Annotated in this window: 25 protein-coding genes; 23 read left to right on the top strand and 2 right to left on the bottom strand. The window is 39.6% G+C overall.

Going from position 1 to position 26,454, the window contains the following annotated elements; genetic code table 11:
- The first annotated feature begins 392 nt into the window (after window positions 1-392).
- Complete coding sequence (locus H6G75_RS16545; protein WP_190981116.1) at window positions 393-2,492, top strand: TonB-dependent receptor domain-containing protein; 2,100 nt, start codon at window positions 393-395, stop codon at window positions 2,490-2,492.
- Between the two features lie 1,313 nt (window positions 2,493-3,805).
- Window positions 3,806-4,756: a hypothetical protein gene (locus H6G75_RS16540; protein WP_190981115.1), complete on the top strand. Its 951-nt coding sequence runs from the start codon at window positions 3,806-3,808 to the stop codon at window positions 4,754-4,756.
- A gap of 149 nt (window positions 4,757-4,905) precedes the next feature.
- Here the strand turns inward: H6G75_RS16540 and H6G75_RS16535 are convergent, their stop codons facing one another.
- Together H6G75_RS16535 and H6G75_RS16530 are read right to left on the bottom strand one after the other, a co-directional pair.
- Window positions 4,906-5,277, bottom strand: a complete 372-nt coding sequence (locus tag H6G75_RS16535; RefSeq protein ID WP_190981114.1) for a PleD family two-component system response regulator — start codon at window positions 5,275-5,277, stop codon at window positions 4,906-4,908.
- A 54-nt stretch (window positions 5,278-5,331) separates the two neighbouring features.
- A complete protein-coding gene (locus tag H6G75_RS16530) occupies window positions 5,332-6,453 on the bottom strand; it encodes a response regulator (RefSeq protein ID WP_190981113.1) in 1,122 nt (373 codons plus the stop codon).
- Between the two features lie 1,029 nt (window positions 6,454-7,482).
- Between H6G75_RS16530 and H6G75_RS16525 the strand changes: the two genes are divergently transcribed.
- From H6G75_RS16525 to H6G75_RS16425, 21 genes are all read left to right on the top strand, one after another.
- Window positions 7,483-8,199 (top strand): Uma2 family endonuclease, encoded by a 717-nt coding sequence (locus tag H6G75_RS16525; protein WP_190981112.1) that lies wholly within the window; start codon window positions 7,483-7,485, stop codon window positions 8,197-8,199.
- Between the two features lie 151 nt (window positions 8,200-8,350).
- On the top strand, window positions 8,351-9,289 hold the full coding sequence (locus H6G75_RS16520) for an RluA family pseudouridine synthase (protein WP_190981111.1): 939 nt from the start codon (window positions 8,351-8,353) through the stop codon (window positions 9,287-9,289).
- Window positions 9,290-10,063: 774 nt separating this feature from the next.
- On the top strand, window positions 10,064-10,582 hold the full coding sequence (locus tag H6G75_RS16515) for a phycocyanin/phycoerythrocyanin subunit beta (protein WP_190981110.1): 519 nt from the start codon (window positions 10,064-10,066) through the stop codon (window positions 10,580-10,582).
- A gap of 73 nt (window positions 10,583-10,655) precedes the next feature.
- On the top strand, window positions 10,656-11,144 hold the full coding sequence (locus H6G75_RS16510) for a phycocyanin alpha subunit (RefSeq protein WP_062292404.1): 489 nt from the start codon (window positions 10,656-10,658) through the stop codon (window positions 11,142-11,144).
- A 136-nt stretch (window positions 11,145-11,280) separates the two neighbouring features.
- Window positions 11,281-12,117 carry a phycobilisome linker polypeptide gene (locus H6G75_RS16505; protein ID WP_190981109.1) on the top strand — a complete coding sequence of 279 codons (837 nt, stop codon included), beginning with the start codon at window positions 11,281-11,283 and terminating at the stop codon, window positions 12,115-12,117.
- A 114-nt stretch (window positions 12,118-12,231) separates the two neighbouring features.
- Window positions 12,232-13,005, top strand: coding sequence for a HEAT repeat domain-containing protein (locus H6G75_RS16500; protein WP_190981108.1), 774 nt, complete (start codon window positions 12,232-12,234; stop codon window positions 13,003-13,005).
- A gap of 258 nt (window positions 13,006-13,263) precedes the next feature.
- Window positions 13,264-13,899 carry a HEAT repeat domain-containing protein gene (locus H6G75_RS16495; protein ID WP_190981107.1) on the top strand — a complete coding sequence of 212 codons (636 nt, stop codon included), beginning with the start codon at window positions 13,264-13,266 and terminating at the stop codon, window positions 13,897-13,899.
- 563 nt (window positions 13,900-14,462) lie between these two features.
- Window positions 14,463-14,984, top strand: a complete 522-nt coding sequence (locus tag H6G75_RS16490; protein WP_190981106.1) for a phycocyanin subunit beta — start codon at window positions 14,463-14,465, stop codon at window positions 14,982-14,984.
- 79 nt (window positions 14,985-15,063) lie between these two features.
- Complete coding sequence (gene cpcA / locus H6G75_RS16485) at window positions 15,064-15,555, top strand: phycocyanin subunit alpha (RefSeq protein WP_190981105.1); 492 nt, start codon at window positions 15,064-15,066, stop codon at window positions 15,553-15,555.
- A 154-nt stretch (window positions 15,556-15,709) separates the two neighbouring features.
- Window positions 15,710-16,570, top strand: a complete 861-nt coding sequence (locus H6G75_RS16480; RefSeq protein ID WP_190981104.1) for a phycobilisome linker polypeptide — start codon at window positions 15,710-15,712, stop codon at window positions 16,568-16,570.
- Window positions 16,571-16,615: 45 nt separating this feature from the next.
- A complete protein-coding gene (locus H6G75_RS16475) occupies window positions 16,616-16,858 on the top strand; it encodes a phycobilisome linker polypeptide (RefSeq protein ID WP_190981103.1) in 243 nt (80 codons plus the stop codon).
- Between the two features lie 10 nt (window positions 16,859-16,868).
- On the top strand, window positions 16,869-17,699 hold the full coding sequence (locus H6G75_RS16470; RefSeq protein WP_190981102.1) for a HEAT repeat domain-containing protein: 831 nt from the start codon (window positions 16,869-16,871) through the stop codon (window positions 17,697-17,699).
- Window positions 17,700-17,772: 73 nt separating this feature from the next.
- Window positions 17,773-18,372: a HEAT repeat domain-containing protein gene (locus tag H6G75_RS16465; RefSeq protein WP_190981101.1), complete on the top strand. Its 600-nt coding sequence runs from the start codon at window positions 17,773-17,775 to the stop codon at window positions 18,370-18,372.
- 40 nt (window positions 18,373-18,412) lie between these two features.
- A complete protein-coding gene (locus H6G75_RS16460) occupies window positions 18,413-19,252 on the top strand; it encodes a phycobilisome rod-core linker polypeptide (RefSeq protein ID WP_190981100.1) in 840 nt (279 codons plus the stop codon).
- Window positions 19,253-19,322: 70 nt separating this feature from the next.
- Window positions 19,323-20,066: a phycobilisome rod-core linker polypeptide gene (locus tag H6G75_RS16455; RefSeq protein ID WP_190981099.1), complete on the top strand. Its 744-nt coding sequence runs from the start codon at window positions 19,323-19,325 to the stop codon at window positions 20,064-20,066.
- 243 nt (window positions 20,067-20,309) lie between these two features.
- Window positions 20,310-21,023, top strand: a complete 714-nt coding sequence (locus tag H6G75_RS16450) for a phycobilisome rod-core linker polypeptide (RefSeq protein ID WP_190981098.1) — start codon at window positions 20,310-20,312, stop codon at window positions 21,021-21,023.
- A gap of 111 nt (window positions 21,024-21,134) precedes the next feature.
- The gene (locus H6G75_RS16445; RefSeq protein WP_190981097.1) at window positions 21,135-21,902 is read left to right on the top strand and encodes a phycobilisome rod-core linker polypeptide; all 768 of its coding nucleotides are present in this window, start codon (window positions 21,135-21,137) and stop codon (window positions 21,900-21,902) included.
- A gap of 208 nt (window positions 21,903-22,110) precedes the next feature.
- Entirely contained in the window at window positions 22,111-22,383 is a 273-nt protein-coding gene (locus H6G75_RS16440; protein WP_190981096.1) for a hypothetical protein, read from the top strand.
- On the top strand, window positions 22,380-22,811 hold the full coding sequence (locus H6G75_RS16435) for a type II toxin-antitoxin system VapC family toxin (protein WP_190981095.1): 432 nt from the start codon (window positions 22,380-22,382) through the stop codon (window positions 22,809-22,811). The genes H6G75_RS16440 and H6G75_RS16435 overlap by 4 nt, the downstream gene beginning before the upstream one ends.
- Before the next feature lie 257 nt (window positions 22,812-23,068).
- Window positions 23,069-25,639: a bifunctional serine/threonine-protein kinase/ABC transporter substrate-binding protein gene (locus tag H6G75_RS16430; RefSeq protein WP_190981094.1), complete on the top strand. Its 2,571-nt coding sequence runs from the start codon at window positions 23,069-23,071 to the stop codon at window positions 25,637-25,639.
- Window positions 25,640-25,832: 193 nt separating this feature from the next.
- Complete coding sequence (locus H6G75_RS16425) at window positions 25,833-26,294, top strand: orange carotenoid protein N-terminal domain-containing protein (RefSeq protein ID WP_190981093.1); 462 nt, start codon at window positions 25,833-25,835, stop codon at window positions 26,292-26,294.
- Window positions 26,295-26,454 lie beyond the last annotated feature (160 nt).

Here is a 26,454-nt window from a genome sequence, read left to right as displayed (position 1 = left end):
GGTTATGAACTGTTTCATGATTCTGAAAGCTTTCTTGACGGGCTAAATAGCCAAGAAATACTATCTCTGGAAGGTGGTTTTTATTCAGCACTATCTGGATTTAGTGCAGGCTATGGTGGTTTTGGTAGTTATGGTGGCTTCGGCTTTGGATATAATTCCTACTGTTAGGTTTTAATTAATGAATAAGTTAATTAACTAGAAGAGTAATTGTGATTACTCTCTAGTTTTTTCTTATGTTCAATAAATTTTGCAGACCAATAATCTCTAACCCTAATATTTGCTTGATTTATGAATCTTTGAGGAGAAATATGACAAAATGTCTTTTGACAAAATTTTACAGTAACAGTAACAATACCTAGCAGTGATTATTGTTACTTGGTGTGAGACAAGAAGTGAAAAAAAATTGTTGGTTACTAGTTGCTTTACCAAACTTACTGATAACTCTACCTGCTGAAGCCATTGATACTGAGACTCAACAGCAAACTGATACTGAATTAACTCCGGTAACTTCAACTATTTCTGACTTAAAAGACATTGACTTACCGATTACTCGTGCTGAATTACTAACTCAAGAAACGAGTAATGAGAATGATATAGAATTTAAACCAGAAACTCAGCCAGAAATCGAAAACCAACCTGCTGATAATGCAGATATCTCTACAGAAGTTATTGGGGAACAAGATACTTTATCTGGCTCTACACCTGTTTATGTAATTGAAAAAGAAGAAATTCAAAAACAAGGTGCTACTAGTGTTGCAGATGTTTTAAAAAGATTACCTGGGTTTGCGATTAATGATGTTGGTCATGGCGCAGATATTCACACAGGCACATATTATCGTGGTGCCTCAATTAATCAGTCTGTATTTTTAATTAATGGCAGACCGATTAATAATAATATCAATACTTATCACGGCACAACTGATTTAAATAGCATTCCTGTCGAATCAATTGAACGAGTCGAATTATCTAGCGGTGTCGCTTCTACTTTGTATGGTTCCTCAGCTTTTGGTGGAGTTGTGAATATTATCACCAAAGAAGGTTATGGTAAACCAAAACTAACTGGTAGTGTGGAATATGGCTCCTTAAGCTTAAATAATCAACAGACTAGTTTTAGTGGTTCTGTTGGGGCGGCGAGATATAATTTCAGTTTTGAAAGATTTTTTACCGATAACCGTTATCGTGTGCCTTTAGGTGCAGCCAATAGAGATTCCCAAGGTTTTTTATTCAATGCAGATACAGCAACAAGTACTTATTTTGGTAACATCGGCATAGATTTAAATCCGCGCAATACTTTAAATTTAGATGTGACTGCATTGAGTAGCCGTCGCGGTTTAATTTATTTTGGTTTCCCGCTACAAAGAGACCGTTTAGACCATGATGGCTTGAATGTTGGTTTATCTTGGAAAGCTCGGTTAGGAAATGGCGATCGCTCTAATTTAACCACTACCATTGGTTACAATCAGAACTATTTTAGTACCTACGGGCCAACAGGTAACTTTTATCGCACAGGGGCTTTAGATACACAACAATTTTCAGCCAGAGTAGACCATGAGTGGCAATTAGGCCAAAGTAATAAATTACGCTGGGGATTAGATTTAAAAAATACTAACTTAAACGGTGATGTTTTCAGTACCAGCCCACAGCGTATTGCTAATAATGAAACCGAAAACCGAGATTTATTAAACACAGCTTTATTTGCTGTCAATAGTTGGAATATTACTAAAAATTTCCAACTAGATTTAGGACTCAGACAGAGTTTTGATACAGAATTTGGTAACTATCTTAATCCAAGTGTCGGCTTGCGTTATGCCCTTACCCCCACACTAGCAATGCGCGGAAGTTGGGCTGGCGGACAACGCAACCCCGGACTAGACCAGTTATATGTTTATGACACAGTACATGGTTGGGAACCAAACCCTGATTTAGACCCCGAAACCGGTTCGAGTTGGACTGCGGGAGTAGATGTCAAATTTGCCGAGAATTTGACTGGACAGTTTACTTATTTCGGCAGCAGTATCGATAATCGTCTCGGTATTGTAGCCGGACGCTGGGCAAATATTGGGCTAGTAGATACCAATGGTTTAGAAGCAGCCTTACAACTCAGACTCAACTCTGGCTGGTCAACTTTTCTCAACTACACCTACACAGATGCTCAAATTAAAACAGGCTCAGAAAGAGGCTTACAGTTGGGTTTAATTCCCTATTCCTTACTCCAAGCTGGTGTTGGGTATCAAAATTCTGGTTGGCAAGCTAACTTATATATGACCTACAACAGTGGTGCGCGTCGAGCCTTGTTTAATAGAACTGGAGACCAAATTACAGATTTTGCCCCATCCTATTTCAACTTAGATTTTAGTGGTCGCATTCCTGTAGCCGGTAATTTAGGATTGACAGTTTACTTAGAAAACTTGCTGGGTGAGCAATACGAGCGAGTAAATCGCATTTATAGCCCTGGGTTTACTTTCCGTTTAGGCTTAAGCTCAAGCTTATAGACAAGATATAGTCGCATATCCGGTAAGTTATTTATAAGATGCCGTTTTTTGCTTAAGTCCTAAAAATATCTAAAATTTTTTTGTGGGATGGGTGTATTCACCCGTTCCTTTCCCAGGGCGAAGGGCGATATTACTATCTAGATTCCTCCTGACTTTTCAACGCTCTTTAGTTCTAGGATGATTTTCTGTAATTTACGTATTACCTTGTTCTCCTCACTTAAAACTTTTACCTCCTGCCACTGATATATCAATGATAATGACTAATTTTTCACCCCCGTTATTTTTGCTGTAAAAATTGACATCAGCAATGAACTTAAGAGGCTAGAAAATAATATATTTTACTTAAAGATTAAAGAAAAAATTTAAAGATCATCCAAAGATTATCCCAGTAATATCTACTAAGGTTGAGATGTTACTTACTTAAGTAAATACATAAATAAACCTCACTTCAAATTTACATAAAGTTTTTAAAACTACTAAAATTTAAAAAATTGATTAAAGACAAAAAATCATAAAATCAGCTTTTTAAATCGGATTATCTTAGTAAATGCTGAATTTTATAGCGTAATATTTATATTTTACCTTAACGCACCTACTACTGATTTATCTTTGTTTTAAGTATTAATACTGAAAATCTTATTTTACTAAAATTTATACTCTATGTATAAAAAGCGGAATTATATCACGTTATCTCAGTGGCTTTTTTATTATTTTCGAGAAATCCTTATAATCTTACTCGTTAATATTTCACTTAGAATCTAAAAAACCTAAGTTATACTACTTACTAGTTTCGATTGAAATACCTTACTGCTTAGAGGAAATCTAAAAACTTTTTGATGTTGTAATGAAACCTAAAAGATTACTCTAAATCACACCTATAAAATGATACTTTGAAGCATTTTGAGGTGGTGAGTATAGGTACTGAATCCTCTTCAGAGGATATTTTCAAAGCCTTCTCGATTATTAGCAACAAGTCTTAAATTCTCTTAAATCCTCCCACCAAAGAAGAACCAGTGTGTTGGAAATAAATCACTGTGGTCAGGCAGTCTAGTCTTAGATTTCCCTAAGAAGAACTGCTGAAATCCTCTGCTGATTTAAAGCTACTTGCTTTGTGTTTCTCATTTCTGGTCAGACTCTGCGTGGCTACTCATACTCTACAGGCATATCTGGAGAGTATCGTTATTGGGGATTAGGAGAGTAAAAAATGCTGAAAACCACAAGCAACTTATTTTGAAAAGCCTTCTCAGTTGGCTGGTAACTAATTGTTCACTTTGGTCAGAATCAACACACCTACTTGTAGAGAGGAAACCATCATGAATACACCCTTGATTAAATTGGAAGAATTGCAACAAGGTAAAGTTCTTGTTGATGAGTTGGGGTTGCTAACCGAAATGCCTGATGAGATCGTTCAACTCTCTCATAGAGTTAAACAAATCATGGGTGCTTCTAAGGTAGTCCAAGGTATGTGTGCTGGTGATTATTTTTCTCTAGTGTCATATTCAGCAATTTACTGGGGAATAGTCAAAACCTTTCCTCGTACTGTTATCAAAAACGTCAAAAAGTTTTTGAACCGTTTCTCTGAACAAAATTCCAGCCGTAATTTGCTTTTAGTTTTCAACTACACAGGTAAAGAACGCGAAAAAATCTTAGCTTCTTTGCAACATGGTATTTCTGGTATTGCCAAAGACTATGGTTTTGAAGAAGGTAGTCATTTAGATTATTGGAAGAAGTTAATGACGGCTGTCGGAATCATGACTGATTCAAGTACAGGTAAACTTTCACCTGAAGGTGCTAAACTTCTAGCCCAGCTTGAAAAAGCAGAACCAATTATAGCGATGGATACTTTGATTAATAAAGAAACCGATATGCGAAACGCCTTAATTGGGATGTTAGCTATTGAGTTTATCGCTGTAGGTATTTCAGAATGTGTTATTGACTCTCCAGAGTCTCAAATACTTTTTGCACCCAATGGAAGAGGAATCACTAGAGATTGGTTTGATGTTCATTATCATTCTGGCGACCACCACATATTAGAAAATAGCGAATATGATTTGACTCCAGATTTTGACCAGCTAAAATTACCCCATGATACTATCAACTACAATATGTTGAAAATGGCGCATATTGCTGATTATGAAGGTGAGTCATTGCAGGATATTTTAGAAGCAAAAGTACTGCACGTAGCTGAGGCTTTTGCTGCTGCGGGTAATTACACTTGGAAATTTGACGAGTCGATTAATCTGCATTTGGCTCTGGAAGTTTAAAAAATTCAAGCTAGAGTCTAGTATGTGTAGTGGCGTATATAAGTCCTATTATCTCAATCAGGACTTAGGCACAGATTGTCTGTGAAAATTGGGTGTAGGGGTATAGGGGTGTATGTCTCTAAAACCTTACACCCTGAATCCTAATTAAATTAGTCCATCTCAACCAATTGAATGGCACTCAGCAATTCTTCGGCGGTGTAAGGCTTGCTTAAATAAGCATCTGCACCCTGTTTTCTACCCCACACCAAATGACTAGTCTGATTTGTGGTACTACAAATTAAGATAGGTGCTTTGGCTTGACTGGGATGACTTGTGAGGAAGCGACACAATTCAAAACCATTCATCCCTGGCATAAATACATTAGTAATAATTGCATCTGGCTTTTCTTCTAAAGCCATTTCTAATGCTTCTTTTGCAGTTTTAGCTTTAATAATTTTATAACCTTTATCTCCCAGCACATTTGCTAGTTCACTGAGAGCATCTTCTAATATCAGAATTGTTCCCACCCATGTAATACTCAATTCTGAATCTCCACATCAGCAATTTAGTTGATTTATTCTAACTAAATCTGAAAATTAGACAATATGCTTAAAAATAATTTTCATTAAATCTCCTTGGTTAAAAGGTTTAGTTAAATAGCCAGAAGCTCTGGCTATTTTAGCTTTTGCTCTGTCGATCAGACTGACTTTTTCGGTCAGCATAATTATGGGTGTATTTTTGAAATATGCGTGTTGTCGTAATAAAGTGCATAACTCATAGCCATCTAAATCAGGCATATCTACATTTAATAAAATAATGTCCGGTTTAGTCCGCAGAATTTCCATTAAAGCTTTTAAAGAATCTGTAACTCCAATTACAGAAAATATTTGCTCATCTAAAGCATTCTTAACGACATTTAATAAAGCAGGACTATTATCAATACAAAAGATTGTGTATACTTTCTTCTCTGGAGATGGTGCAGAATTCGTTTGATAACTATGATGGCTAGGGTTAGTAGCTTGTGATGGATAGCGGTTAATTTTGGGTAATTGTGGTTCTGGTTTGGGTTGTGGTCGAGTTGGGGTGGTAAATGGCGATGGCTGCGCCACAGTTGTTGATGAACGGAAGCCTTGATGATTAAACCCAACAAAGCTACTTTCTGTATATGGTGAAGTATCTTGATAAACTCCCTCTTTTCCTCGCTTTTGACAGCGTTCGACTAACAAGCGGAGATTAAGATGGCAGAATTTAGGCATATCATCCAAAAAGCTTTCGGGGATGAATTCATAACTACCTTCTTCCAAGTTCAAGAATGAGTCTAGAACTTCTAATGCTAATTGTTCGATGAGTACGGCTGCTTCTGTTGGGCTAATATACTTTTGATTAACTAACCAGCAAATTGCCAAATAATCTGGGTTAGGTATGGCTTGACTACCAGCGCCATTTTCAAATATTGCTCTGAGTTGAGCGTCAATACCACAAGGTAACGTCGAAATTTGCTCACTCAAATGTTGTAAATTCCGGTAAAGCGGTTCAAACATCTTTTCGGAATAGCAGGCATAGATTAGCTTACCTTCATCTATATATATTGACCAAGCGCCAGATGTACTAAAGACTTGTAAACAACCAGTCACAGATTTACTGGTGATTTTCTTCAATAAAGATAAGGGCTGGATTTTTTGGAAAAATCTATATCTACTAATAGGGAGGGTTTTCATAGGAATATCTTTAGATAAAAGTACATATTGGCAATGCAAATTTGTGAATTACCTAGTTGGTATCCACAAGCAAATATTTTTGAGATTCTATTGAGCTAAATATAGCGGTCACATTTCAGTTAGTACAGAGATTCTTTACCCCTAACTCTAAAGTAGTCAATCTCTGATAAGATGTTGCTAACCTAACTACACCTAACTAAGAAATACCAAACTAAGCGATCGCTCAACAAAAAAGTAGTTGGATTTGTTCATGGTAAACATTATCCAAAAAACAATTTTGCTTGCTTCGCTTGCAATAATCTGGCTAGTTTAACAGTACATCATATTTTGCATTTAGAAGTATTGGCTCCAACCCATCAGTAGCAAAATTAGCTCTTAAGTACTGATATTTTGTCTGACAATCAGAGTCTATGAACGAGAAAAGGCTTATCTTAAGTATATACTGACTCATTTTGGTTTTTGATATTTGTAGTATATGTTGGAACTCAGTAAAATATTGTGTCTCAGTAATAAGTTGAAAATTGATTCTGAACAAGACTTACAGCAGTTAATCGAAGCATCAGCACTAAAAAATCGGTTTTGCTGTTATCAGTCGAAAAATATTTCTGGGTAAATATTTTTGTGTTCTGTCAATCCAATCGGGTGCAAAAGTCAAAAAGGATATTTGATAGAAGCTAGGTATCTAAATTCAGCTAAATAGTAGATGGTGGCATCATAGATTTTTTTGTATCCAGATAAAAACTAGTTAGTTTTATGATAAACAACCTCTGAAGATATAAATATAATTATTATTTAAAGATTTTAATTGTCGAGAATACAGCAGAATATCCGGAGAGTTTAAAGAAGTTCAGTAATTAATCATCTTGAGCAAGGGGTAGAGAAAGGCTCAGAATTCCGTCTTCAGAAGTCAAGATTTATTTGCTTCTTATGGAGGACTACTATATAAGTTCTTAAACTCTACTGAATTCTAGCTATTGAATGATTAAGCTAAAATTGACTATGCCACTTGTGTAATTTGGACTTACGCTCATGGTGACTCAACTACCTTCTTCTACCCAAAAAGACATCATCTACCCGGAAACTGATGGACAGCCGATGGCGGAAAATACGAAACAATATCGCTTGATTGTAACTATTCAAGACGGATTAGATACTTTATTTCAAAATGAGCCAAATGTATTTGTAGCGGGTGATTTGTTTTGGTACCCTGTTGAGGGTAATAACCTAACTCGAAGAGCGCCTGATGTGATGGTGGTGTTTGGTAGACCAAAAGGCGATCGCGGTTCTTATTTACAATGGCAAGAAGGTAACATTCCGCCACAAGTGGTATTTGAAATTCTTTCCCCTAGGAACACTGCCAAAGAAATGATTGCAAAGTATAAATTCTACGATCGCTATGGGGTAGAAGAATACTATATATATGACCCAGAGACAACAGAATTAAGTGGTTGGTTGCGTTCAGAACATGAATTAGCCGAAATTCCCCAAATGATTCACTGGATAAGTCCGCGTCTAGGTATTCGCTTTGAGTTATCAGATGGCGAACTTCAAATTTATCGTCCCGATGGACAGAAGTTTCTCACCTATTTAGAACTAGCGCAACAACGCGAACAAGCACAAATAGCAGCCGAACGAGAACGTCAACGTGCTGAACGAGAGCGTCAACGTGCTGAACAAGCCGAAACTCAACTAGCAGCACTCCGCGCTTTACTCCACGATAGGGGAATTAACCCTGATGAAGCGTGAAGTTTGAACAGGACTTACGCACCAAGATTGTCTATGAAGATTGGGTGTAAGGGTGTATGGCGTAAGGGTTTGAGATACATCCCTATACCTCTGTACCCTACACCCTTGCCAAAACCCTTAATTTTTCGTTATTCCCCACTCCCTATCCTCAATGCAGACAGATATTAATTTAGAAGTTTTAGAAAATAGCGCACGTTTAGACCGTTATCTTGCACAAGAGTTATCGGATGTTTCTCGTTCTCGCATTCAGCAGTTGATTGAACAGGGAAATGTCCAAGTTAACGGTCAAGTCTGCACGTCTAAAAAGGAGAATGTGAAAGTAGGCGATCGCATCACTCTACAAATACCAGAAGCACAGCCCCTAGAGCTACAGGCAGAAGATATTCCCCTTGATATTCTTTACGAAGACGAGCAGTTACTCATCCTTAACAAACCTGCTGGCTTAGTTGTCCATCCCGCACCGGGACATTATGATGGCACATTGGTAAATGCTTTGTTGGCGCATTGTCCAAACCTTCCCGGTATTGGCGGAGTTCAGCGTCCGGGAATTGTACATCGATTGGATAAGGATACCACTGGTGCGATCGCGATCGCCAAAACAGACATCGCTTATCAGCACTTACAAGCACAACTGCAAGCCAAAACCGCAAGGCGAGAATATTTAGGTGTCGTTTACGGAGCGCCAAAAATTGAAAGTGGGACGATAGATTTTCCTATCGGTCGCCATCCCCAAGACCGCAAAAAAATGGCCGTCGTTCCTGTAGAAGAAGGTGGACGTACAGCAGTTACGCATTGGCAAATACTAGAACGCTTAGGTAATTACACATTAATTAAATTCCAATTAGAAACAGGGCGTACTCATCAAATTCGGGTTCATAGCGCCAAAATCGGTCATCCTATTGTTGGTGATCCTGTTTATAGTTCTGGTCGTTCGGTGGGTGTAAATCTTCCTGGTCAAGCATTACACGCTTGGAGACTCAAGTTACAGCACCCAATTTCCGAAGATTGGATTGAAGTTACAGCACCGTTACCCCAAACGTTTACAACTTTGTTAGAAGTCCTCCGTCGCCGAGTCGCAGTTTCTTTTTGAAAAAAGAATATAAATAATTTTCAGATTCTGCTTTACTTTGGTTTACAAAAGCTTACACAGAGATTTTTACTCAAAACCTGATTTACAAGCTGTAGTCACAGGTGAAATGCTGATAAACAAAAAGTTATAAGCAAATTAAGCCTATATTTCAGACTTGGCATCTCCATAATTTTTATTTGGATCAAAAAAATTCAAAATTGTGATCTAAATCACAAAATTTCTCTAACAAATATTTAACAGTCTACTAACAGCGACTGCAAGCCAAAATTTTAAAGTTAGAAATAAAAAAGCCGAATTTTTCAACTTTTGGTTCTTGTTGAACAGTAGCTTGATTCCTGCTGTGTTTATCACTTGTGCAATTCATACTGTCAGAAATTCTTGATATATAAGTTTCATTTTTTACTAAGCTCCAAAAAGTTCAGGAAATATATGAAGTAAGTTTTCTAAAAATGTTTGAATGTAAAGCAAAATTTTTTTGAGGATGGGTCAAAGCTTTGTAGAGCGATAGTTTAGTGAAAAAGCTGTATGGAGCAACACTATTTTATAAAACTTAAGAATAAACTAAGTCAACCAATATATAAAATACGAACAAGGTTTTAAAAGCAATTAAAAACACCAGCAAAATTAGCTGTTTTTAAGAATAGTTGATGGCAGCGATTGTTATTTCAAATTAGTATTTGAAATACTAATTCTGTTATGCAATAAATTTTGCTCAATAGATTAATTGCTATAACCCACATAAATATCTGCAATGAATAATCGGAGGAATAGAAAATGCTCGACGCTTTTTCCAAAGTAGTTGAACAAGCCGATAAAAAAGGTTCATATTTAAGTGGTGAAGAAATTAACGCATTATCAGCAATGGTTGCTGATAGCAATAAGCGGTTAGATATCGTTAACAGACTTACCAGTAATGCTTCCTCAATTGTGGCTAATGCTTATCGGTCTTTAGTGGCTGAACGTCCACAAATTTTTAATGCTGGTGGTGCTTGTTTCCACAACCGCAACCAAGCTGCATGTATCCGTGACTTAGGATTTATTCTGCGTTACGTTACTTATTCTGTATTAGCAGGTGATGCCAGCACAATGGACGATCGCTGCTTAAATGGTCTGCGTGAAACCTATCAAGCACTGGGTACTCCTGGTGATGCTGTAGCTTCGGGAATTCAAAAAATGAAAGATGCTGCTATTGCGATCGCTAATGACCCCAAAGGGATCACAAAAGGTGATTGTAGCCAATTAATTGCTGAATTAGCCAGCTACTTTGATCGCGCTGCAAGTGCTGTTGTTTAATAAATTACTTGTCCCAACTTTTCTCAAACTGGTTGTTAAGAATTAGTCAAAAATCGAGGAGATTAGGAGAATTATGAAAACACCTTTAACAGAAGCGATCGCTGCTGCTGATTTGCGCGGTTCTTATCTCAGCAATACCGAAATGCAAGCAGTATTTGGTCGTTTCAACCGCGCTCGTGCAGGTTTAGAAGCTGCGAAAGCATTTAGCAATAATGGCAAAAAATGGGCAGAAGCCGCTGCTAATCATGTTTATCAAAAATTCCCCTACACCACTCAAATGAGTGGCCCTCAATATGCGTCTACTCCCGAAGGTAAATCCAAGTGTGTACGCGATATTGATCACTATCTCCGCACCATCAGCTATTGCTGTGTTGTTGGCGGTACTGGCCCCTTAGATGAATATGTAGTTGCTGGTTTAAGTGAACTCAATAGTGCTTTGGGTTTATCTCCTAGTTGGTATGTAGCAGCTTTGGAATTTGTGCGTGACAATCATGGTTTAAATGGTGATGTTGCTGGTGAAGCTAACACATACCTCAACTATGCAATTAACGCTTTAAGCTAATACAAACTTATGGGTCTTTGTCAATAGAGAATTGCTCAATTAGTAGGAAAAGTTTCTACTTTAATTGTTGCTGTTATCTACTGCCAAAGACCCAAATTTATGGCTAACCAAAATTTCAAAAGGAGCGATAGTCTAAATGAGTGCTTCTGTTGCAGACCGACTAGGCATTAGAAATGAAATTGGCATTAAAGTAGAGCTACGCCAAAATTGGAGCGAAGACGAATTACAAAAAGTATTTCGCGCCGCTTATCAGCAAACTTTTGGTCGTCAGGGAATCTATGCCAGCCAAAAATTTACTAGTGCTGAAGCTTTATTGCGGAATGGCAAAATTAGCGTGCGGCAATTTGTTGAGACTTTGGCAAAATCGGAATTTTACAAAGAATGCTTTTTTTATAACAACTCCCAAGTGCGTTTTATCGAATTAAACTATAAGCACTTATTGGGACGTGCGCCTTACGATCAATCAGAGATTGCTTACCATGTAGATTTATATGCTGCGCGTGGCTATGATGCAGATATTGAATCTTACATTTACAGCCCAGAATATGACAATGCTTTTGGGAATTCTGTTGTGCCTTATCACCGAGGATTTCAATCAATTCCAGGCATGAAAACCGTCGGGTTTAATCGCATATTTGAGCTTTATCGCGGTTCTGGTAATAGTGATAATGCTCAAATGGGGCGAAAAAATTCTCGCTTGCGGACTAAAGTTTCGTTGAATTTAGCTAATGGAATTTTACCGCCTACTTCCGCCGGCACAGGTTTTACCTCTGTTGCACCAACTTTAATTAGTGCGGCTCAACGCGGAGATAGTCGGATGTTTGTAATTGAAGCGATCGCCGGTACAATTGGCTCTAAAGCTTCAGTACGCCGTAGCCGTCAAGTTTACACTGTACCTTACGAACGTCTCTCAGCTACCTACCAAGAAATTCACAAGCGCGGCGGTAAGATCATCAACATTTTGCAAGTTTAAATTTCAGCAAAAATCAGGAATTCTCTTTTTGATAGGGTGTAAGGGTGTAGGGGTATACGGGTGTAAAAAAATCCCTACACCCCTACACCCTTAATCCCTTACACCCTTTTCACTATGACTATTACTAACTCTGCTGAACCAATTCTTTCACCAGAAAGTGCGATCGCAGCATTATCTAGTGAAGATAATCAAATTCGTTATTATGCTGCTTGGTGGTTGGGTAAACATCAAGTGCAAGCTGGCTGTGTGGCGTTATGCGAGGCTTTGTCTGATGAACGTTATCGCATTCCCGGCGGGGGTTATCCGCTACGCCGTCAAGCCGCCCGCGCATTAGGACAATTGAAAAATCCCCAAGCTGTACCAGCGTTAGTAAAAGCGTTAGAGTGCGATGAGGATTTGCGTTTAAGGGAAGCTGCGATCGCAGCTTTAGCTGCTATTGGTGACAAAAGGGCTGTGACTCCTTTGTTACATCTGTTAGCAACCAGTCAAGAACAACCTTATGAAGCCTTGATTGAAGCATTAGCAACACTCCAAGTTTGGTCAGCACGTCCGCAAATCGAAGATTTTTTGCAACATCCTTCAGAACGAGTTCAATGTGCGGCGGCGCGATATATGTATCTGTTAACGCAACAACCCGAATACATTGAACGTATCGTCAAAAACCTCAACCACGACAATATGTATTTACGTTGGGCGGCAGTTTTTGACTTAGGCGCAGTTGGTCATCAACAAGCTATCCAGGCTATCTTAACAGCCCAGGTTCCTAATAGTTTGAAGTTATTAAACTTAAAGCGCATTTTAGAAGCACTGCTGGAAAGTCATAGTTATGCCGAAGAGACAGCTTTATTAATTTTTCAAGCGATAGATAATTTACTAATTCAACTTTAAAAATCAAAATACATTTTTGAAATTAGTATCACAAGTAAAAAGTAAAAAGGCAAAAGTAAAAAAGAATTTTCATTAAAAACTTAAATTTTCTTGTGGGCTGGATATCATCAGTGTCCCTTAATATATAGTAGGCAGGATGAACGCTCCATAAGATAAATCATTGATTTTTTGCAAATTCCAGGGCAAAAAATTATTTTTACTTTTGCCTTTTACCTTTTTACTTTTTTGCCATGCAATTTTTTATCAGTGAGCAGAACCATGAATGAGCAACTAATTGCCCAAATTAATCAGGCTGCAACACCAGAAGCAGCAATTACATCAATTACCGCTATAGCTGTTGCTGATACTCCAGAAATCGACTCTATCAATGCAGTAATTACAGCTTTAACTCATCATCACCCAATGGTAAGAAATGCGGCGGTAGAGGCTTTAGTTAAGTTGGGAAATGCAACAGTAAAACCCTTAATTGCTACTTATGAAACTTCTCGTGATCAGGGATTGCAAGCATATATTATTCAAGCTTTAGCTCAAATTGGTTCAGATGAGGCAATGGATTTGTTAGCGGAAGTTTTGGGGACAACTGTAGCAAATCATTGCCAAGGTAATGTGCGCCGAATTGCAGCACGCGGGTTAGGAAAAATTGCTATAAATTCTCAAGATGCAGAAGTGATTGGTTGTGTCCAAGAAAAATTAATTTGGGCTTTGGTTTCTCCTGAAGATTGGGGACTGCGTTATGCGGCGGCTGTGTCTTTACAAGAATTGGCGACACCAAAAGCAAAGGCGGCTTTACAAACTGCGATCGCTCAAGAAACCGATCCTGTGGTGCGATCGCGCGTAGCTTTAGCCGTGGAGTCAGGGAAAACGAACAAATTACCCATGACCTATGACCGATGAGAATCGTCTCTTGACCCTAAACCCAGCACTCACAAAAATGTTGCGAAATATTTATTTTATGTTTCTTCACAATAACCTTCCGGATGCGACAACTGATGTAAAACAGCAATATCTTGCTCAGTAAGGGTTCTAAGAAGCTTAAGAAAATATTAAACACGCAATATTTTTGGAAAAAATTATCAAATATAAAGTTGTGTAACAGAAAAAAGCGGATTCTCTCAGTTACAGCCCTTGTATGTAAAGGATTTGAGGTGGTTCTTATGACTGCAACTTATTTATTCACAATTTGTAACAAATAAAGGATCTATAGCGTTGTATAAACATAAGCTGGAGGGGTAAATAACAGACAGAACATAAACAAGGCAATCAATTCGTAAAGTTTGCTGGTTTCTCATAAAACAAACCCTAGTTCTCATAATTTTCCTCATGAAGCAACAGGCGGACTTGAGAGCAGCAAAACGAGAAATGATTACTTGGTCTGTTAGGTTCCATCCTAAATTGATAAAACATTACCAGTTTTAATCGAGACATCTCTCAACTAAGGAATTAGGAGATTAGAGTCCATGACATTAGATGTATTCACCAAGGTAACTTCTCAAGCCGATTCTAGAGGCGAGTTCTTGAGCAACGAGCAATTGGATGCTCTATCTGCTGTTGTTAAAGATGGCAGCAAGCGCCTAGATGTTGTTAACCGGATCACCAGCAACGCTTCTGCGATCGTTACCAACGCTGCTCGTTCTTTGTTTGAAGAACAACCCCAATTGATCGCTCCTGGTGGTAACGCTTACACCAACCGTCGTATGGCTGCTTGCTTGCGCGACATGGAAATCATTTTGCGCTATGTAACCTACGCTATTTTGGCTGGTGATGCAAGTGTCCTGGATGATCGTTGCTTGAACGGCTTGCGTGAAACCTACAACGCTCTAGGTACTCCTGGTTCTTCCGTAGCTGTTGGCGTTCAAAAAATGAAAGATGCAGCTATTGCGATCGCTAACGATCCCAACGGTATCACCAAAGGTGATTGCAGTGCATTGATCTCCGAAGTAGCAAGCTACTTTGATCGTGCTGCTGCTGCTGTTGCTTAATAGTAGTCCAACGTCTCAATACGAAAGTATTTAGGCAACCAGGTAAAAAGACTAAAAAATACCAAGGAGATTTGAAAAGATGGTTAAAACACCAATTACCGAAGCTATCGCAGCTGCTGATACCCAAGGACGTTTCCTGAGCAACACCGAATTACAAGCTGTTAACGGTCGTTATGTACGTGCTGCTGCCAGCATGGAAGCTGCTCGTGGTTTGACCTCCAACGCTCAACGCTTGATTGACGGTGCAACCCAAGCTGTTTACCAAAAATTCCCCTACACCACCCAAACACCCGGCCCTAACTTTGCTGCTGACAGCCGTGGTAAATCCAAGTGCGCTCGTGACGTTGGTCACTACCTCCGCATCATCACCTACAGCTTAGTAGCTGGTGGTACTGGCCCCTTGGATGAATACCTGATTGCTGGTTTGGCTGAAATCAACAGCTCCTTTGATTTATCTCCTAGCTGGTACGTAGAAGCTCTGAAATACATCAAAGCTAATCATGGTTTGTCTGGTCAAGCTGCTAACGAAGCTAACACCTACATCGACTACGCTATCAACGCTCTCAGCTAGATAGTTTTCTGCCCGGAGAGGGATGCAAGTGCTGGATGGAAATCACCTAGCAGTTGGATCAAGCTCCGGGCATAGTTTTATGTAGGGATAGGTAAAAAGCTTTTTTGAGCAAGCAGTCGGCCGAAACCGCCGAACATCAATAAGGGGATAAAAGATGGCAATTACAGCAGCAGCATCTAGGCTAGGGACAGAGCCATACAGCGAAGCACGTCGAGTTGAACTGCGCCCCAACGCCAGCAAAGAAGAAGTCGAAGCCGTGATTCGTGCCGTGTATCGGCAAGTCTTGGGTAATGATTACATCATGGCATCAGAACGCCTTGTAAGCGCAGAATCACTCCTGCGGGATGGAAACCTGACAGTGCGGGAGTTTGTGCGTAGCGTTGCCAAATCAGAACTCTACAAAACCAAGTTTTTCTATAACAGCTTCCAAACTCGGTTGATCGAACTCAACTATAAGCATTTGTTGGGTCGCGCTCCTTACGATGAGTCAGAAGTTGTTTATCACCTCGACTTGTACCAAAACAAAGGCTACGACGCAGAAATTGACTCTTACATTGATTCTGTAGAGTATCAAAACAACTTTGGCGATAACATCGTACCTTACTATCGTGGTTTTGAAACTCAGCCTGGGCAGAAGACAGTAGGATTTAACCGGATATTCCGGTTATACAGAGGCTATGCCAATAGCGATCGCGCCCAAGTAGAAGGTAAAAAGCCACGGTTAGCGCGGGAATTAGCGAGCAATCTAGCATCTTCAATTGTTGGCCCCTCCGGCAGCAATAGCAACTGGAGTTTCCGTGCAACAGCAGACTTAGCTCCGAAGCGGAATTTAGGCAACGCTGTCGGGCAAGCTGATCGTGTTTACCGGATTGAAGTTACAGGACTTCGCAATCCCGGCTATCCGAGTGTGAGAAGAAGCAGCACAGCTTTTATCGTACCTTACGAACGTCTTTCTGAAAAAATTCAGCAAATCCATAAGCAAGGTGGCAAAATAGCCAGCGTTACCCCAGCTTAAATTGCTGCTCTAGGGATTGTAAACCAAACAGGAGATATAGAAGTAATGTTCGGTCAAACCACATTGGGTGCTAGTAGCGTTTCTTCTTCTGCTAGTCGTGTGTTTCGCTACGAAGTTGTAGGCTTGCGGCAAAACTCCGAAACTGACAGAAATAAATACAACATTCGCAATAGCGGTAGCGTATTTATTACCGTGCCATATAGCCGGATGAATGAAGAATACCAAAGAATTACCCGTCTGGGTGGCAAAATCGTCAAGATTGAGCCATTAACTGCTGACGAGGAATAATCCCCTGGCAATGATAGAACCCAGTGGGGAGCAAATTGCCCCAGAGAACGGGCCTCAGCTCACACCAGATATAGCGATCGCTAACCTGCAATCACCAGATTTAAGTCTCCGCTATTATGCAGCTTGGTGGCTGGGCAAGTTCCGGGTTAACAGCGCAGATGCTGTAGATGCGTTAATTGCAGCATTAGAAGATGAAGCTGATAGAACAGAACTCGGAGGTTATCCTCTGCGCCGGAATGCAGCTAGAGCATTAGGTAAGTTAGGTGATGCCAGAGCAGTACCAAGCTTAATTGAATGCCTAGAATGTTCTGATTTCTATGTGCGCGAAGCGGCTGCCCAATCTTTAGAAATGCTGCGCGATCGCACTGCCGCACCAGCACTGATCAAAATGTTAGATGGGGGTGTAGCCGAGGCCGTGCAAGTACCGGGACTCCCTCATCTAACCCAGCCCTACGAAGCAGTCCTAGAAGCCTTGGGAGCCATCAACTCCACTGAGGCAACTCCACTCATAGAGCCTTTCCTAGAGCATCCATTACCACGAGTACAATGCGCCGCAGCCAGAGCCATGTACCAACTCACACGAAACCCTATCTACGGAGACAGGTTAGTGAAAATGTTGGCAACAGGTGATCTGAAATTACGCCGCGTTGTCTTAGGGGATTTGGGTGCAATTGGGTATTTGGCAGCAGCAGAAGCGATCGCTCAAGCTCAGGTCGAAAATAGCTTCAAACTTATTGCCCTCAAAGGATTGCTAGAGCATCAATTAACAGATGAGTTAGAGAAACTTGCTGTATCTGATGATGCAATTCGGGTAATGAACTTGATGGATTCACTTTTATAGTCACTTGTCTTTTGTCTTTTGTCATTGGTCAAAAGCTGATGACAAGTGACTATTGACCAATGACTAACGACCAATGACTGAAGAACTAATTCGTGCCGTCGCCCTAGCAGATACACCAGCAAAAATGGTGACAGCAGTGCAGAACTTGGCAGCCACAAAAGATATAGCTGCAATTCCTACTTTGATTGCCGTGTTTGGATATAACAATCCAGCCGCCGCAGTAGTAGCCGCCGCCGCCCTCACAGAAATGGGAGAAGTGGCAGTACCGCAGCTAATATCTCAAATTGATGACTACAACTATGGCGCGCGGGCTTATTCGATTCGCACCTTAGCGGCGATCGCAGACCCTCGTGCTTTAGATTTATTAGTCAGTGCAGCTGCTACAGACTTTGCCCCTAGTGTCCGCCGTGCTGCTGCCAAAGGTTTAGGAAACTTACACTGGCATAAGCTAGATTTTCCCGAAAGCCATACAGCACCCAAAAGAGCCTTAGAAACCCTTATATTTATTTCTCAAGACTCTGAATGGTCAATTCGGTATGCTGCCGTTGTGGGTTTACAAGCCTTGGCAAAAAATAGCGATTTACAACAGCCTATTTTCGCCAGACTCAACGAAATGCTCACAACCGATGCCGAAAAATCCGTCCGCGCTCGTGTGCAACTAGCTTATCGTTAATAAGCTTGTTTGTCTACCATAAAACAAGGTAAAAGTAAATATGTCAATACCACTACTTGAATATTCACCAAGTTCCCAAAACCAACGGGTAGAAGGATACGAAGTACCCAACGAAGATACCCCAACTATTTATCGCTTATCTGCTGCCATTGACGATAAAGATATTGATGCCATCATCTGGGCAGCTTATCGGCAAATCTTCAGCGAACAACTTATTCTCAAAAGCAACCGCCAAACCTTTTTAGAATCACAACTGCGGAATCGGGCAATTAACGTCCGAGATTTTGTTCGCGGCTTGGGTAAATCGGAAGTTTACCGCACCCAAGTAGCAGATATCAACTCCAACTACCGTTTAGTAGATATCACCTTAAAGAGGTTTTTGGGTCGGGCTGCCTATAATAAAGATGAGGAAATTGCCTGGTCAATTGTCATTGCCACCAAAGGTTTACACGGGTTTATCGACGCATTGCTAGACAGCGACGAATATCAGCAAAACTTTGGAGATGATATCGTACCTTACCAACGCCGCCGCTTTAAAGACAGACCCTTTAACTTAGTTAACCCACGCTACGACGCTTACTGGCGCGATCGCCAAACCCTCAACTTCCTGGGTGGTCGTTCCTTCTACAGCGCCCGCACCACAGGTTATGCCACCAAAGAAGAAATTCGGCGCGTAATTCCTAGCAACTTCATGGCAATGGCTGGGAACATCATTACCAACGAACGCAATTATCAACGCATAACCGCCTCCGTTGTCTCCCAAATTAGAGATATGAATATCCCCGACAACAGCCGTGAAGGTGGTACTCCCCAACCAACCGTCAAACCTACAGCCGTTGCCCTACCTTACCGTTATCTTCCTGGCACTAAGACAACCTGAGTAGTCAGTCGTCAAAAGTCAGTATTAACAAATGACAAAGGACAAATGACAAAGGACAAACCCTAAAACTATGGCAATACCTCTACTAGAATACAAACCCAGTTCTCAAAACCAGCGCGTCCCTGGTTACGAAATCCCTAACGAAAACACCCCCAGAATCTATCGCATCGAAAACTGTGCTAGTGATGGCGATGTTCAAGAATTAATTTGGGCAGCTTATCGTCAAGTATTCAGCGAACATGAAATCCTGAAATTCTTCCGCCAAGGCAATTTAGAGTCTCAGGTCAAAAATCGTGCCATCACTGTACGTGACTTTATTCGCGGTCTAGCCAAATCTGAAGCCTTTCGGAGTTTAGTCATCGAGACAAATTCTAACTACCGTTTAGTAGAAATTGCCCTGAAACGCTTTTTAGGTCGTGCGCCTTATAATAAAGACGAAGAGATTGCTTGGTCAATCAAAATAGCAACAGCTGGTTGGGATGGTTTTGTTGACGCTCTAATAGACTCCGAAGAATATCTCACCAACTTTGGCGAAAACATCGTACCTTACCAACGCCGCCGTTATAAAGATAGACCCTTCAACCTAGTCACCCCCCGCTACGGTAACTACTGGCGCGACAAGCTAGAAGATGCTCGCTACAAAGAAGGAGACATTAAAAACTTCTTGGCTTTGGCTAACTCCCTCAGCATCAAACAAGTTACTTACACGCCAGTTAACCTCACCAACATCAAAATTCCCGACACCACCAGAGAAACCGTACCCCAAGGTATCCCGGTGTCGATTAGTTCCAGTGCTAACTTCCCCGTGCGCTAAGGGCTATTTTTCAGTGGTTTGATAAAAGTATAAAAAGGTCACTTGGAAAAAGAATGGAGACCAATGGATTGATAGATATATCTAAAATCCAAAATCCGTCTTGAAAAGTTTGCTCAAGTCGAGCCAGCGCGTTGTGGAGGTTCCCTCCGTTGTAGCGACTGGCGTGGGAAACCCGCCCAAGCAACTTTTCGCAAAATCCAAAATTTATAAGATGCCAACTTTATTCTTAAGGCGGTCTTTAGTATGGCATTACCTTTACTGGAATACAAACCCACAACTCAAAATCAAAGAGTTAGTAGCTTTGGTGCAGCAGATACTAACGAAGATACACCTTATATCTACCGTACAGAAACAGCTAACTCTCCTAGCGAAATTGAAATGCTCATTTGGGCAGCTTATCGCCAAGTCTTCAACGAGCAGGAAATTCTGAAATTTAACCGCCAAATCGCCCTAGAAACCCAACTTAAAAATCGGTCAATTACGGTTAAAGATTTTATCCGAGGATTGGCTAAATCAGAGCGATTTTATCAGCTAGTAGTCACACCCAATAATAACTACCGGCTGGTAGAAATGTGCTTAAAACGGTTGTTAGGTCGCTCTCCTTACAATCGTGAAGAAGAAATAGCCTGGTCTATTCAAATTGCCACTCGCGGTTGGCATGGATTTGTGGATGCTTTGATTGACAGTGAAGAATATGCCCAAACCTTTGGTGAATACACTGTACCTTATCAGCGCAAACGCATGACCATAGACCGACCATTCAGCTTTACTCCCCGCTATGGTGCTGACTATCGAGAACGCGCAGGTATTGTCAAAGGTGGCGGTTATCGCTCCTTGTCGTATCTACCTAGTCAAAATGTTGATGGGGCTGCACTATTAGGTGTATTGCTTGTAATGTCCGCAGGCATAACTTTCTTGTTGGTACTAAATTGGTTAGGAATTCATACTGGGTTCTAACCTAATGCGGGACAATAGATAAAGCATGAGTGAGGATTTGAGTCATCAAACCTCCTCATTGATCACCAGCTAAATCTCTGTGTAATCTTTTAATAAGAGGAAAAAAGCAGCATGGCACTGCCGTTACTTGAATACAAACCCAGCAGTCAAAACCACCGTGTTAAAAGCTTTGGTATTGCTGACCAAAACGAAAATACACCATATATCTATCGCATAGAAGATGTCAGTTCTTATACTGATATCCAAAACATCATTTGGGCAGCTTATCGCCAAGTTTTCAGCGAACATGAAATTCTCAAGTTCAACCGCCAAGTAACTTTAGAATCTCAGCTCAAAACTGGCGCAATTTCTGTGCGTGATTTTATCCGGGGTTTAGCTAAGTCTGAAGCTTTTTATCGTTTGGTTGTTTCTGTCAATAATAACTACCGTTTAGTTGACATCACCCTCAAACGTTTATTAGGTCGTTCTTCTTACAACAAAGAAGAAGAAATTGCTTGGTCAATTGTGATTGGAACCAAAGGTTTTGGTGGCTTTGTTGATGCTATTTTGGACAGCGAAGAATACAATCAAGCCTTTGGTGAGAACACCGTACCCTACCAACGCAAACGCTTGGCAGACCGTCCTCACAACTTGGTGACACCTCGCTACGGCGAAGACTTCCAAGAAAAAGTAGGTACAGTTCAAACCGACTGGCGCTTTACTTTGGAAAAATTCTATACCCGCAAGTTCCAAGAAAAACGCTTGGCCGAAGGCGACCCACGCAAATTTGCAGATTTGGCAGCAGCGATTAATCCTAGCGGTAACTACGCTCAAAGAATCTCATCCTTTGATATCGATTATTTAGCCGCAGTGCCTTACCGTGGTGGTAACAGACGCTAAGATTAAAAATTTAGTTGTCTAAAATTTTATACTGGGTCTAGTTTTTGCGTTGATGTAATAACCAACAGCTAATGTGTAGTTGGATGTTACATTGAGTAAAAGCTAGACCCAGTAGCTTTTAATGGTATTATCTCGAAAAATGCAATAATAACTGTACACAATCTATCCTCAACTTACGATTTCCCTGCTATGGAAACGAAGAGGTGTTATGAATTTAAAGTTAGTTGAATCTTTAGCACAAATTATTCAATCGTTGACACCTGAAGAACAAGCTTTTTTAGAAGAAAAGTTAAAGCAGCAAAGACTTTTTTATGAAGAACAGCAAAAACGAGAGCAGATTCATAGAGAAATTTTTCAAAGGAGAGAAGGTAAATCTTTTGAGCCTGTTTTAGATGAGTATATTTATATCACCAGAGATGAACGTACTGCTCAACAAGATGAATTGCTACGTGCTTGTTTTGAAGAGAATCCTAACAGATGACAAACGCAATGGTTTGTGTTGACGCTAGTTTTATCATACGTTTATTGACTGATATTCAGCCGGATTCAATCTATCAAAAAAAATTGTATCAGTGGCAAATAGAAGGATATAAAATGGTTGCGCCAACATTGCTAATTTATGAAGTTTGTAATGCTTTTCATCGTGCGGCGCTTGCTGGACAAGTTACCCAAGCAGAAGGTGGAGAACTTTTAGAGAGAGCAGTCAGTATTGGTGTGATATTTTATGGAGATGCGGAACTACATCAGCAAGCTTATCAGATTGCACAGCGTCATTCCCTAGCTGCAACCTATGATGCCCATTATCTGGCTTTAGCAGAACGCTTAAATATCGAGTTATGGACTGCGGACAAGCGTTTATTTAATGCTGTTCATTCTTCTCTAGGTTGGGTCAAACTTTTGAGTACATAATTACGCAGTTTTTCTAGCTTTTGTTTATGGCTACGGAGTTACGGAAAAGTCAAAAAAAATGCAATAATAACTGTACCGTAGTATCTAGCACCACATCCCAAATGTTTAAAATTTAGGGTTTAGGTCGGTTGTTTATAGTTTACTCAGCTAGAAACTAGTATAGTTTCGATTTTTCTGGTGTGTTCTGGTTATTGTCAAATTGCTAACATTCAACACAGGTGGAAATTTATTACTTTGTTCTACCTCTAGGCTAATCTATGAAAGTTTACTGTACAAATCCTAACTGTCGCACCCCAGAAAACGATATTCCTGATGAATTTCGTTATGCTAAAGGTAAACAGAAATTTTGTAGTAATTGTGGAATGCGACTTGTTTTAAAGACTCGCTACTTAGCTTTAGAACAAATCGGTAGTGGGGGATTTGGTAGAACATTTCGCGCCTGGGATTCTCATTTAGAACATGAATGTTTAATTAAGCAATTACGACTCACAAATATTTCTAATGCACCGTGGACACCTGCACAGTTAGAATACATCCAAAATTCTTTTAAAAGAGAAGCCCAAACGCTGCGGAAGTTAAATCATCCACAAATTCCTAGATTATGGGATTCTTTTGAAATTTCTGCACCAAATTTAGAAGAATCTGAACAAGCAGGTGAAACCCAAATAGGATTTTATTTAGTACAAGATTATATTCACGGCAGCAATCTCAGACACTTAAAGAACACGCAATGGACAGAAGAAGAGATTGTGAATTTTCTGCGGCAAATTTTGCCAGTTTTAGATTATATTCATAGTCAACAAACTATGATGTTAATCCATAGGGATATTAAACCAGAGAACATTATTCTGGAGCAAACAGGAGTACCTTATCTTATAGATTTTGGAGCTGTAAAACAAGCGATCGCAGGTGTACCCGCAGAACAATCTATTGCTATATCAACACCGGGTTATGCTTCACCAGAACAACGAGCAGGTTTAGCTGTATCTCCATCTTCAGATTTATATTCTCTGGCTGCAACTTGTGTTTGTTTGCTCACATTAAAAACCCCAGAGAACTTGCGAATTGGCGATACCTGGAGTTGGCGAAGATATGTTAATGTCAGTGACCGACTAGCTACCATTTTAGATACTATGCTGGCGGCGGAAACTAGCTATCGTTTCCAGTCAGCGCGTCAAGTAATGGTGGCGTTAGATAACGAAACAATATCAGCACCAACACCACTACCTGACTCTAACTTTATCAATCAATCTTCGCCATTATTGAACTTAGAAACACCTGTACAGCTACCATCTCAAAATTCATCAACAAACCCACCTCACAATTTATTAACACCAGAAAATTCTGGACAACAGCCATCCCCAAATTCATCGTTAAAATCTGTAGCATTATGGAAAATAATCTTACTAGGAGGTTTAGGAAGTTTATTTTTAGGATTAGCTACTTGGGTTTATTTTTTATGGAAAGCTACACCAATTTGTATTGATGATCCTCTGTTTAGCTGTGGAGAAAAATCACTTTTACAACCAGAATCTAAACCAACTATTTTAGGTCAAAGAAATTTTAACCAAGGAACAGTTGCCTTTAAAAAGGGAGAATATGATTTAGCAATTCAAAACTTTTCTGATTATCTCAAAAATGACCCTAATAAACCAGAAGTCAGGATTTACTTAAATAATGCGATCGCAGCCAAAAATGGCAAGTTTATTAAAGTCGCAATATGTCTACCAATTCTCCCAAATAATGGTGTTGGCATAGAAAATTATTTGCGTGGAGTCGCGGTTGTTCAAAACGACATTAATACGCAAACTCGAAACAGAATTAATGGCAAATTATTATTAATCCAGCTTTGTAATGATGAACAAAATGTAGATACTGCTCATGAAGTTGCCGAAAAAATTGTACAAGATAAAAGCATTATTGGAGTTATCGGTCATTACTATAGCTTAATGACTTGGGAGGCAGGAAAAATTTACGGCAATGCACAACTGGGAGACAATAAATTAGTTAGTATTTCTCCTACTAGCACTGCAATTAGAGGTATTAAATTTAACAAAAGAGAAATTTTAAATATTAATAACTATGTCTTTCGAGTTTCTCCAGTTGACTCACATTTTGCTAAAGCTTTAGCTAATTATAGCTTGAAACAAAAACGTAATAAGATTGCTATATTTTTTAATCATTTAGATCCTTATAGTTTTTCTTTTAGTCAAGAATTTAAAAAGGCAGTTTCTCCACAAGGAAGCATTGTGACAGAATGTGATTTTGCTGAATATCAAATCAATAATCCTATTGTCATGACACAGTGTTTACAAGAAGCCAATAATAAACAAGCTGATGCAATTTTTTTACCAATTAGTAATGATATTTTAAGTCGAGAAATTGATAAGATATTAGCAAATAACAAAGATAGAATTATTTTATCTGGAACTACTGCTTACTTGGAAGATATATCAAGCAGAAAAGACATATTTGGCAATTTAATTATTGCTGTTCATTGGCATAGAAATGATGGGAATAATTTGTCTATATTTGAGCAGAAATCGCAAGAACTTTGGGAAAGTACAGACAATACAGATATTAACTTTGCTAGTGCTATGACATACGATGCAACTCAAGCACTTGTGGAAGGTTTAAAGAGAAGTGGAAATAATTTAACTCGTAAACGTTTATATGAAGAACTCAGCAAGCCTGATTTTGTAGTGGAAGGCGCTCAAACTAAAGTCAGGTTTGATCAGAATCACGATCGCCTAGTTAATGACCAAAACATTCAAGACTTGGTTTTTTTAGTTTCACCTAAAGATGGTGAATTTCAAATTATTAAATAAATCTTCATTGGTCATTTGTGCTGACAAAGGATTAGTGTATTATTTACATCTGTCAAAAGCGACAGAACTTATTTATATCTCCGGTAGGGTTAAACCACAACGCTTGATTTATAGCATTTTGAGAGTGAGCGACAGTTAACTGTCCTGAGTAATTTTAATTACTTAGTGTAATCCAAGCGATCGGAGATATATTATGACTTACGCAACCGACGAAAGCACCAGACAAGCTGTAGAACAATTTCGCCAATTTGATGTTGATACTCAATTAGCTTTACTGTGGTTTGGCTATCTTGATATCAAAGATGAAATACTTCCTTCGGGAAACGTAGCTGCTGAAGTAGATACAGCTAATGCAGTGTATGACCAAATTCTGGCTTTGCCAAGAGAACAGCAATTACAAGCGCAACGTGATATTGCTGGCTGTACGAACAGTGATATTAGCCGTGCTTATACCGCCTTGCATTCTAGTGGCAAATTAGAATTGTGGTTACGCCTAGCGCAAGGTATGGAAAGTAATCAGATTATTACTGTACCTTCTGATTATGAACTACCTGAAGAAACAAATGACTTTGTAGAAAATGTTGAACGATTAGATTTGGAGAAGCGCATCGATTTTATGCGTAGTGTTGTATTAGAAATGGGAGCGAAGCAATAGATAGCAATAACACTTTGAGTTGATTGTTGAAGGAATATACAGCTTGTTTTGGGTAAATGATGTATAAGCATGAAATCCAAAGCAATGTAGAGACGTTACATGTAACGTCTCTACAATATTTTAGGGACTTCCAAATAAAAAAACATACAATTTTTCTTGT

It is taken from the genome of Nostoc sp. FACHB-280, assembly GCF_014697615.1.
Taxonomy (GTDB): domain Bacteria; phylum Cyanobacteriota; class Cyanobacteriia; order Cyanobacteriales; family Nostocaceae; genus Nostoc_B.
Note: the sequence above shows the minus strand (reverse complement) of the source record. Positions and strands in the feature narration are given on the sequence as shown.

Coding starts and splice junctions, on each gene's coding strand:
- H6G75_RS16460 (WP_190981100.1), top strand. CDS start 18,413: ATGTCAATACCACTACTTGAATATTCACCAAGTTCCCAAAACCAACGG.
- H6G75_RS16520 (WP_190981111.1), top strand. CDS start 8,351: ATGCAGACAGATATTAATTTAGAAGTTTTAGAAAATAGCGCACGTTTA.
- H6G75_RS16470 (WP_190981102.1), top strand. CDS start 16,869: ATGATAGAACCCAGTGGGGAGCAAATTGCCCCAGAGAACGGGCCTCAG.
- H6G75_RS16455 (WP_190981099.1), top strand. CDS start 19,323: ATGGCAATACCTCTACTAGAATACAAACCCAGTTCTCAAAACCAGCGC.
- H6G75_RS16500 (WP_190981108.1), top strand. CDS start 12,232: ATGACTATTACTAACTCTGCTGAACCAATTCTTTCACCAGAAAGTGCG.
- H6G75_RS16445 (WP_190981097.1), top strand. CDS start 21,135: ATGGCACTGCCGTTACTTGAATACAAACCCAGCAGTCAAAACCACCGT.
- H6G75_RS16510 (WP_062292404.1), top strand. CDS start 10,656: ATGAAAACACCTTTAACAGAAGCGATCGCTGCTGCTGATTTGCGCGGT.
- H6G75_RS16480 (WP_190981104.1), top strand. CDS start 15,710: ATGGCAATTACAGCAGCAGCATCTAGGCTAGGGACAGAGCCATACAGC.
- H6G75_RS16540 (WP_190981115.1), top strand. CDS start 3,806: ATGAATACACCCTTGATTAAATTGGAAGAATTGCAACAAGGTAAAGTT.
- H6G75_RS16475 (WP_190981103.1), top strand. CDS start 16,616: ATGTTCGGTCAAACCACATTGGGTGCTAGTAGCGTTTCTTCTTCTGCT.
- H6G75_RS16530 (WP_190981113.1), bottom strand. CDS start 6,453: ATGAAAACCCTCCCTATTAGTAGATATAGATTTTTCCAAAAAATCCAG.
- cpcA (WP_190981105.1), top strand. CDS start 15,064: ATGGTTAAAACACCAATTACCGAAGCTATCGCAGCTGCTGATACCCAA.
- H6G75_RS16515 (WP_190981110.1), top strand. CDS start 10,064: ATGCTCGACGCTTTTTCCAAAGTAGTTGAACAAGCCGATAAAAAAGGT.
- H6G75_RS16450 (WP_190981098.1), top strand. CDS start 20,310: ATGGCATTACCTTTACTGGAATACAAACCCACAACTCAAAATCAAAGA.
- H6G75_RS16525 (WP_190981112.1), top strand. CDS start 7,483: ATGGTGACTCAACTACCTTCTTCTACCCAAAAAGACATCATCTACCCG.
- H6G75_RS16440 (WP_190981096.1), top strand. CDS start 22,111: ATGAATTTAAAGTTAGTTGAATCTTTAGCACAAATTATTCAATCGTTG.
- H6G75_RS16490 (WP_190981106.1), top strand. CDS start 14,463: ATGACATTAGATGTATTCACCAAGGTAACTTCTCAAGCCGATTCTAGA.
- H6G75_RS16435 (WP_190981095.1), top strand. CDS start 22,380: ATGACAAACGCAATGGTTTGTGTTGACGCTAGTTTTATCATACGTTTA.
- H6G75_RS16430 (WP_190981094.1), top strand. CDS start 23,069: ATGAAAGTTTACTGTACAAATCCTAACTGTCGCACCCCAGAAAACGAT.
- H6G75_RS16505 (WP_190981109.1), top strand. CDS start 11,281: ATGAGTGCTTCTGTTGCAGACCGACTAGGCATTAGAAATGAAATTGGC.
- H6G75_RS16495 (WP_190981107.1), top strand. CDS start 13,264: ATGAATGAGCAACTAATTGCCCAAATTAATCAGGCTGCAACACCAGAA.
- H6G75_RS16465 (WP_190981101.1), top strand. CDS start 17,773: ATGACTGAAGAACTAATTCGTGCCGTCGCCCTAGCAGATACACCAGCA.
- H6G75_RS16425 (WP_190981093.1), top strand. CDS start 25,833: ATGACTTACGCAACCGACGAAAGCACCAGACAAGCTGTAGAACAATTT.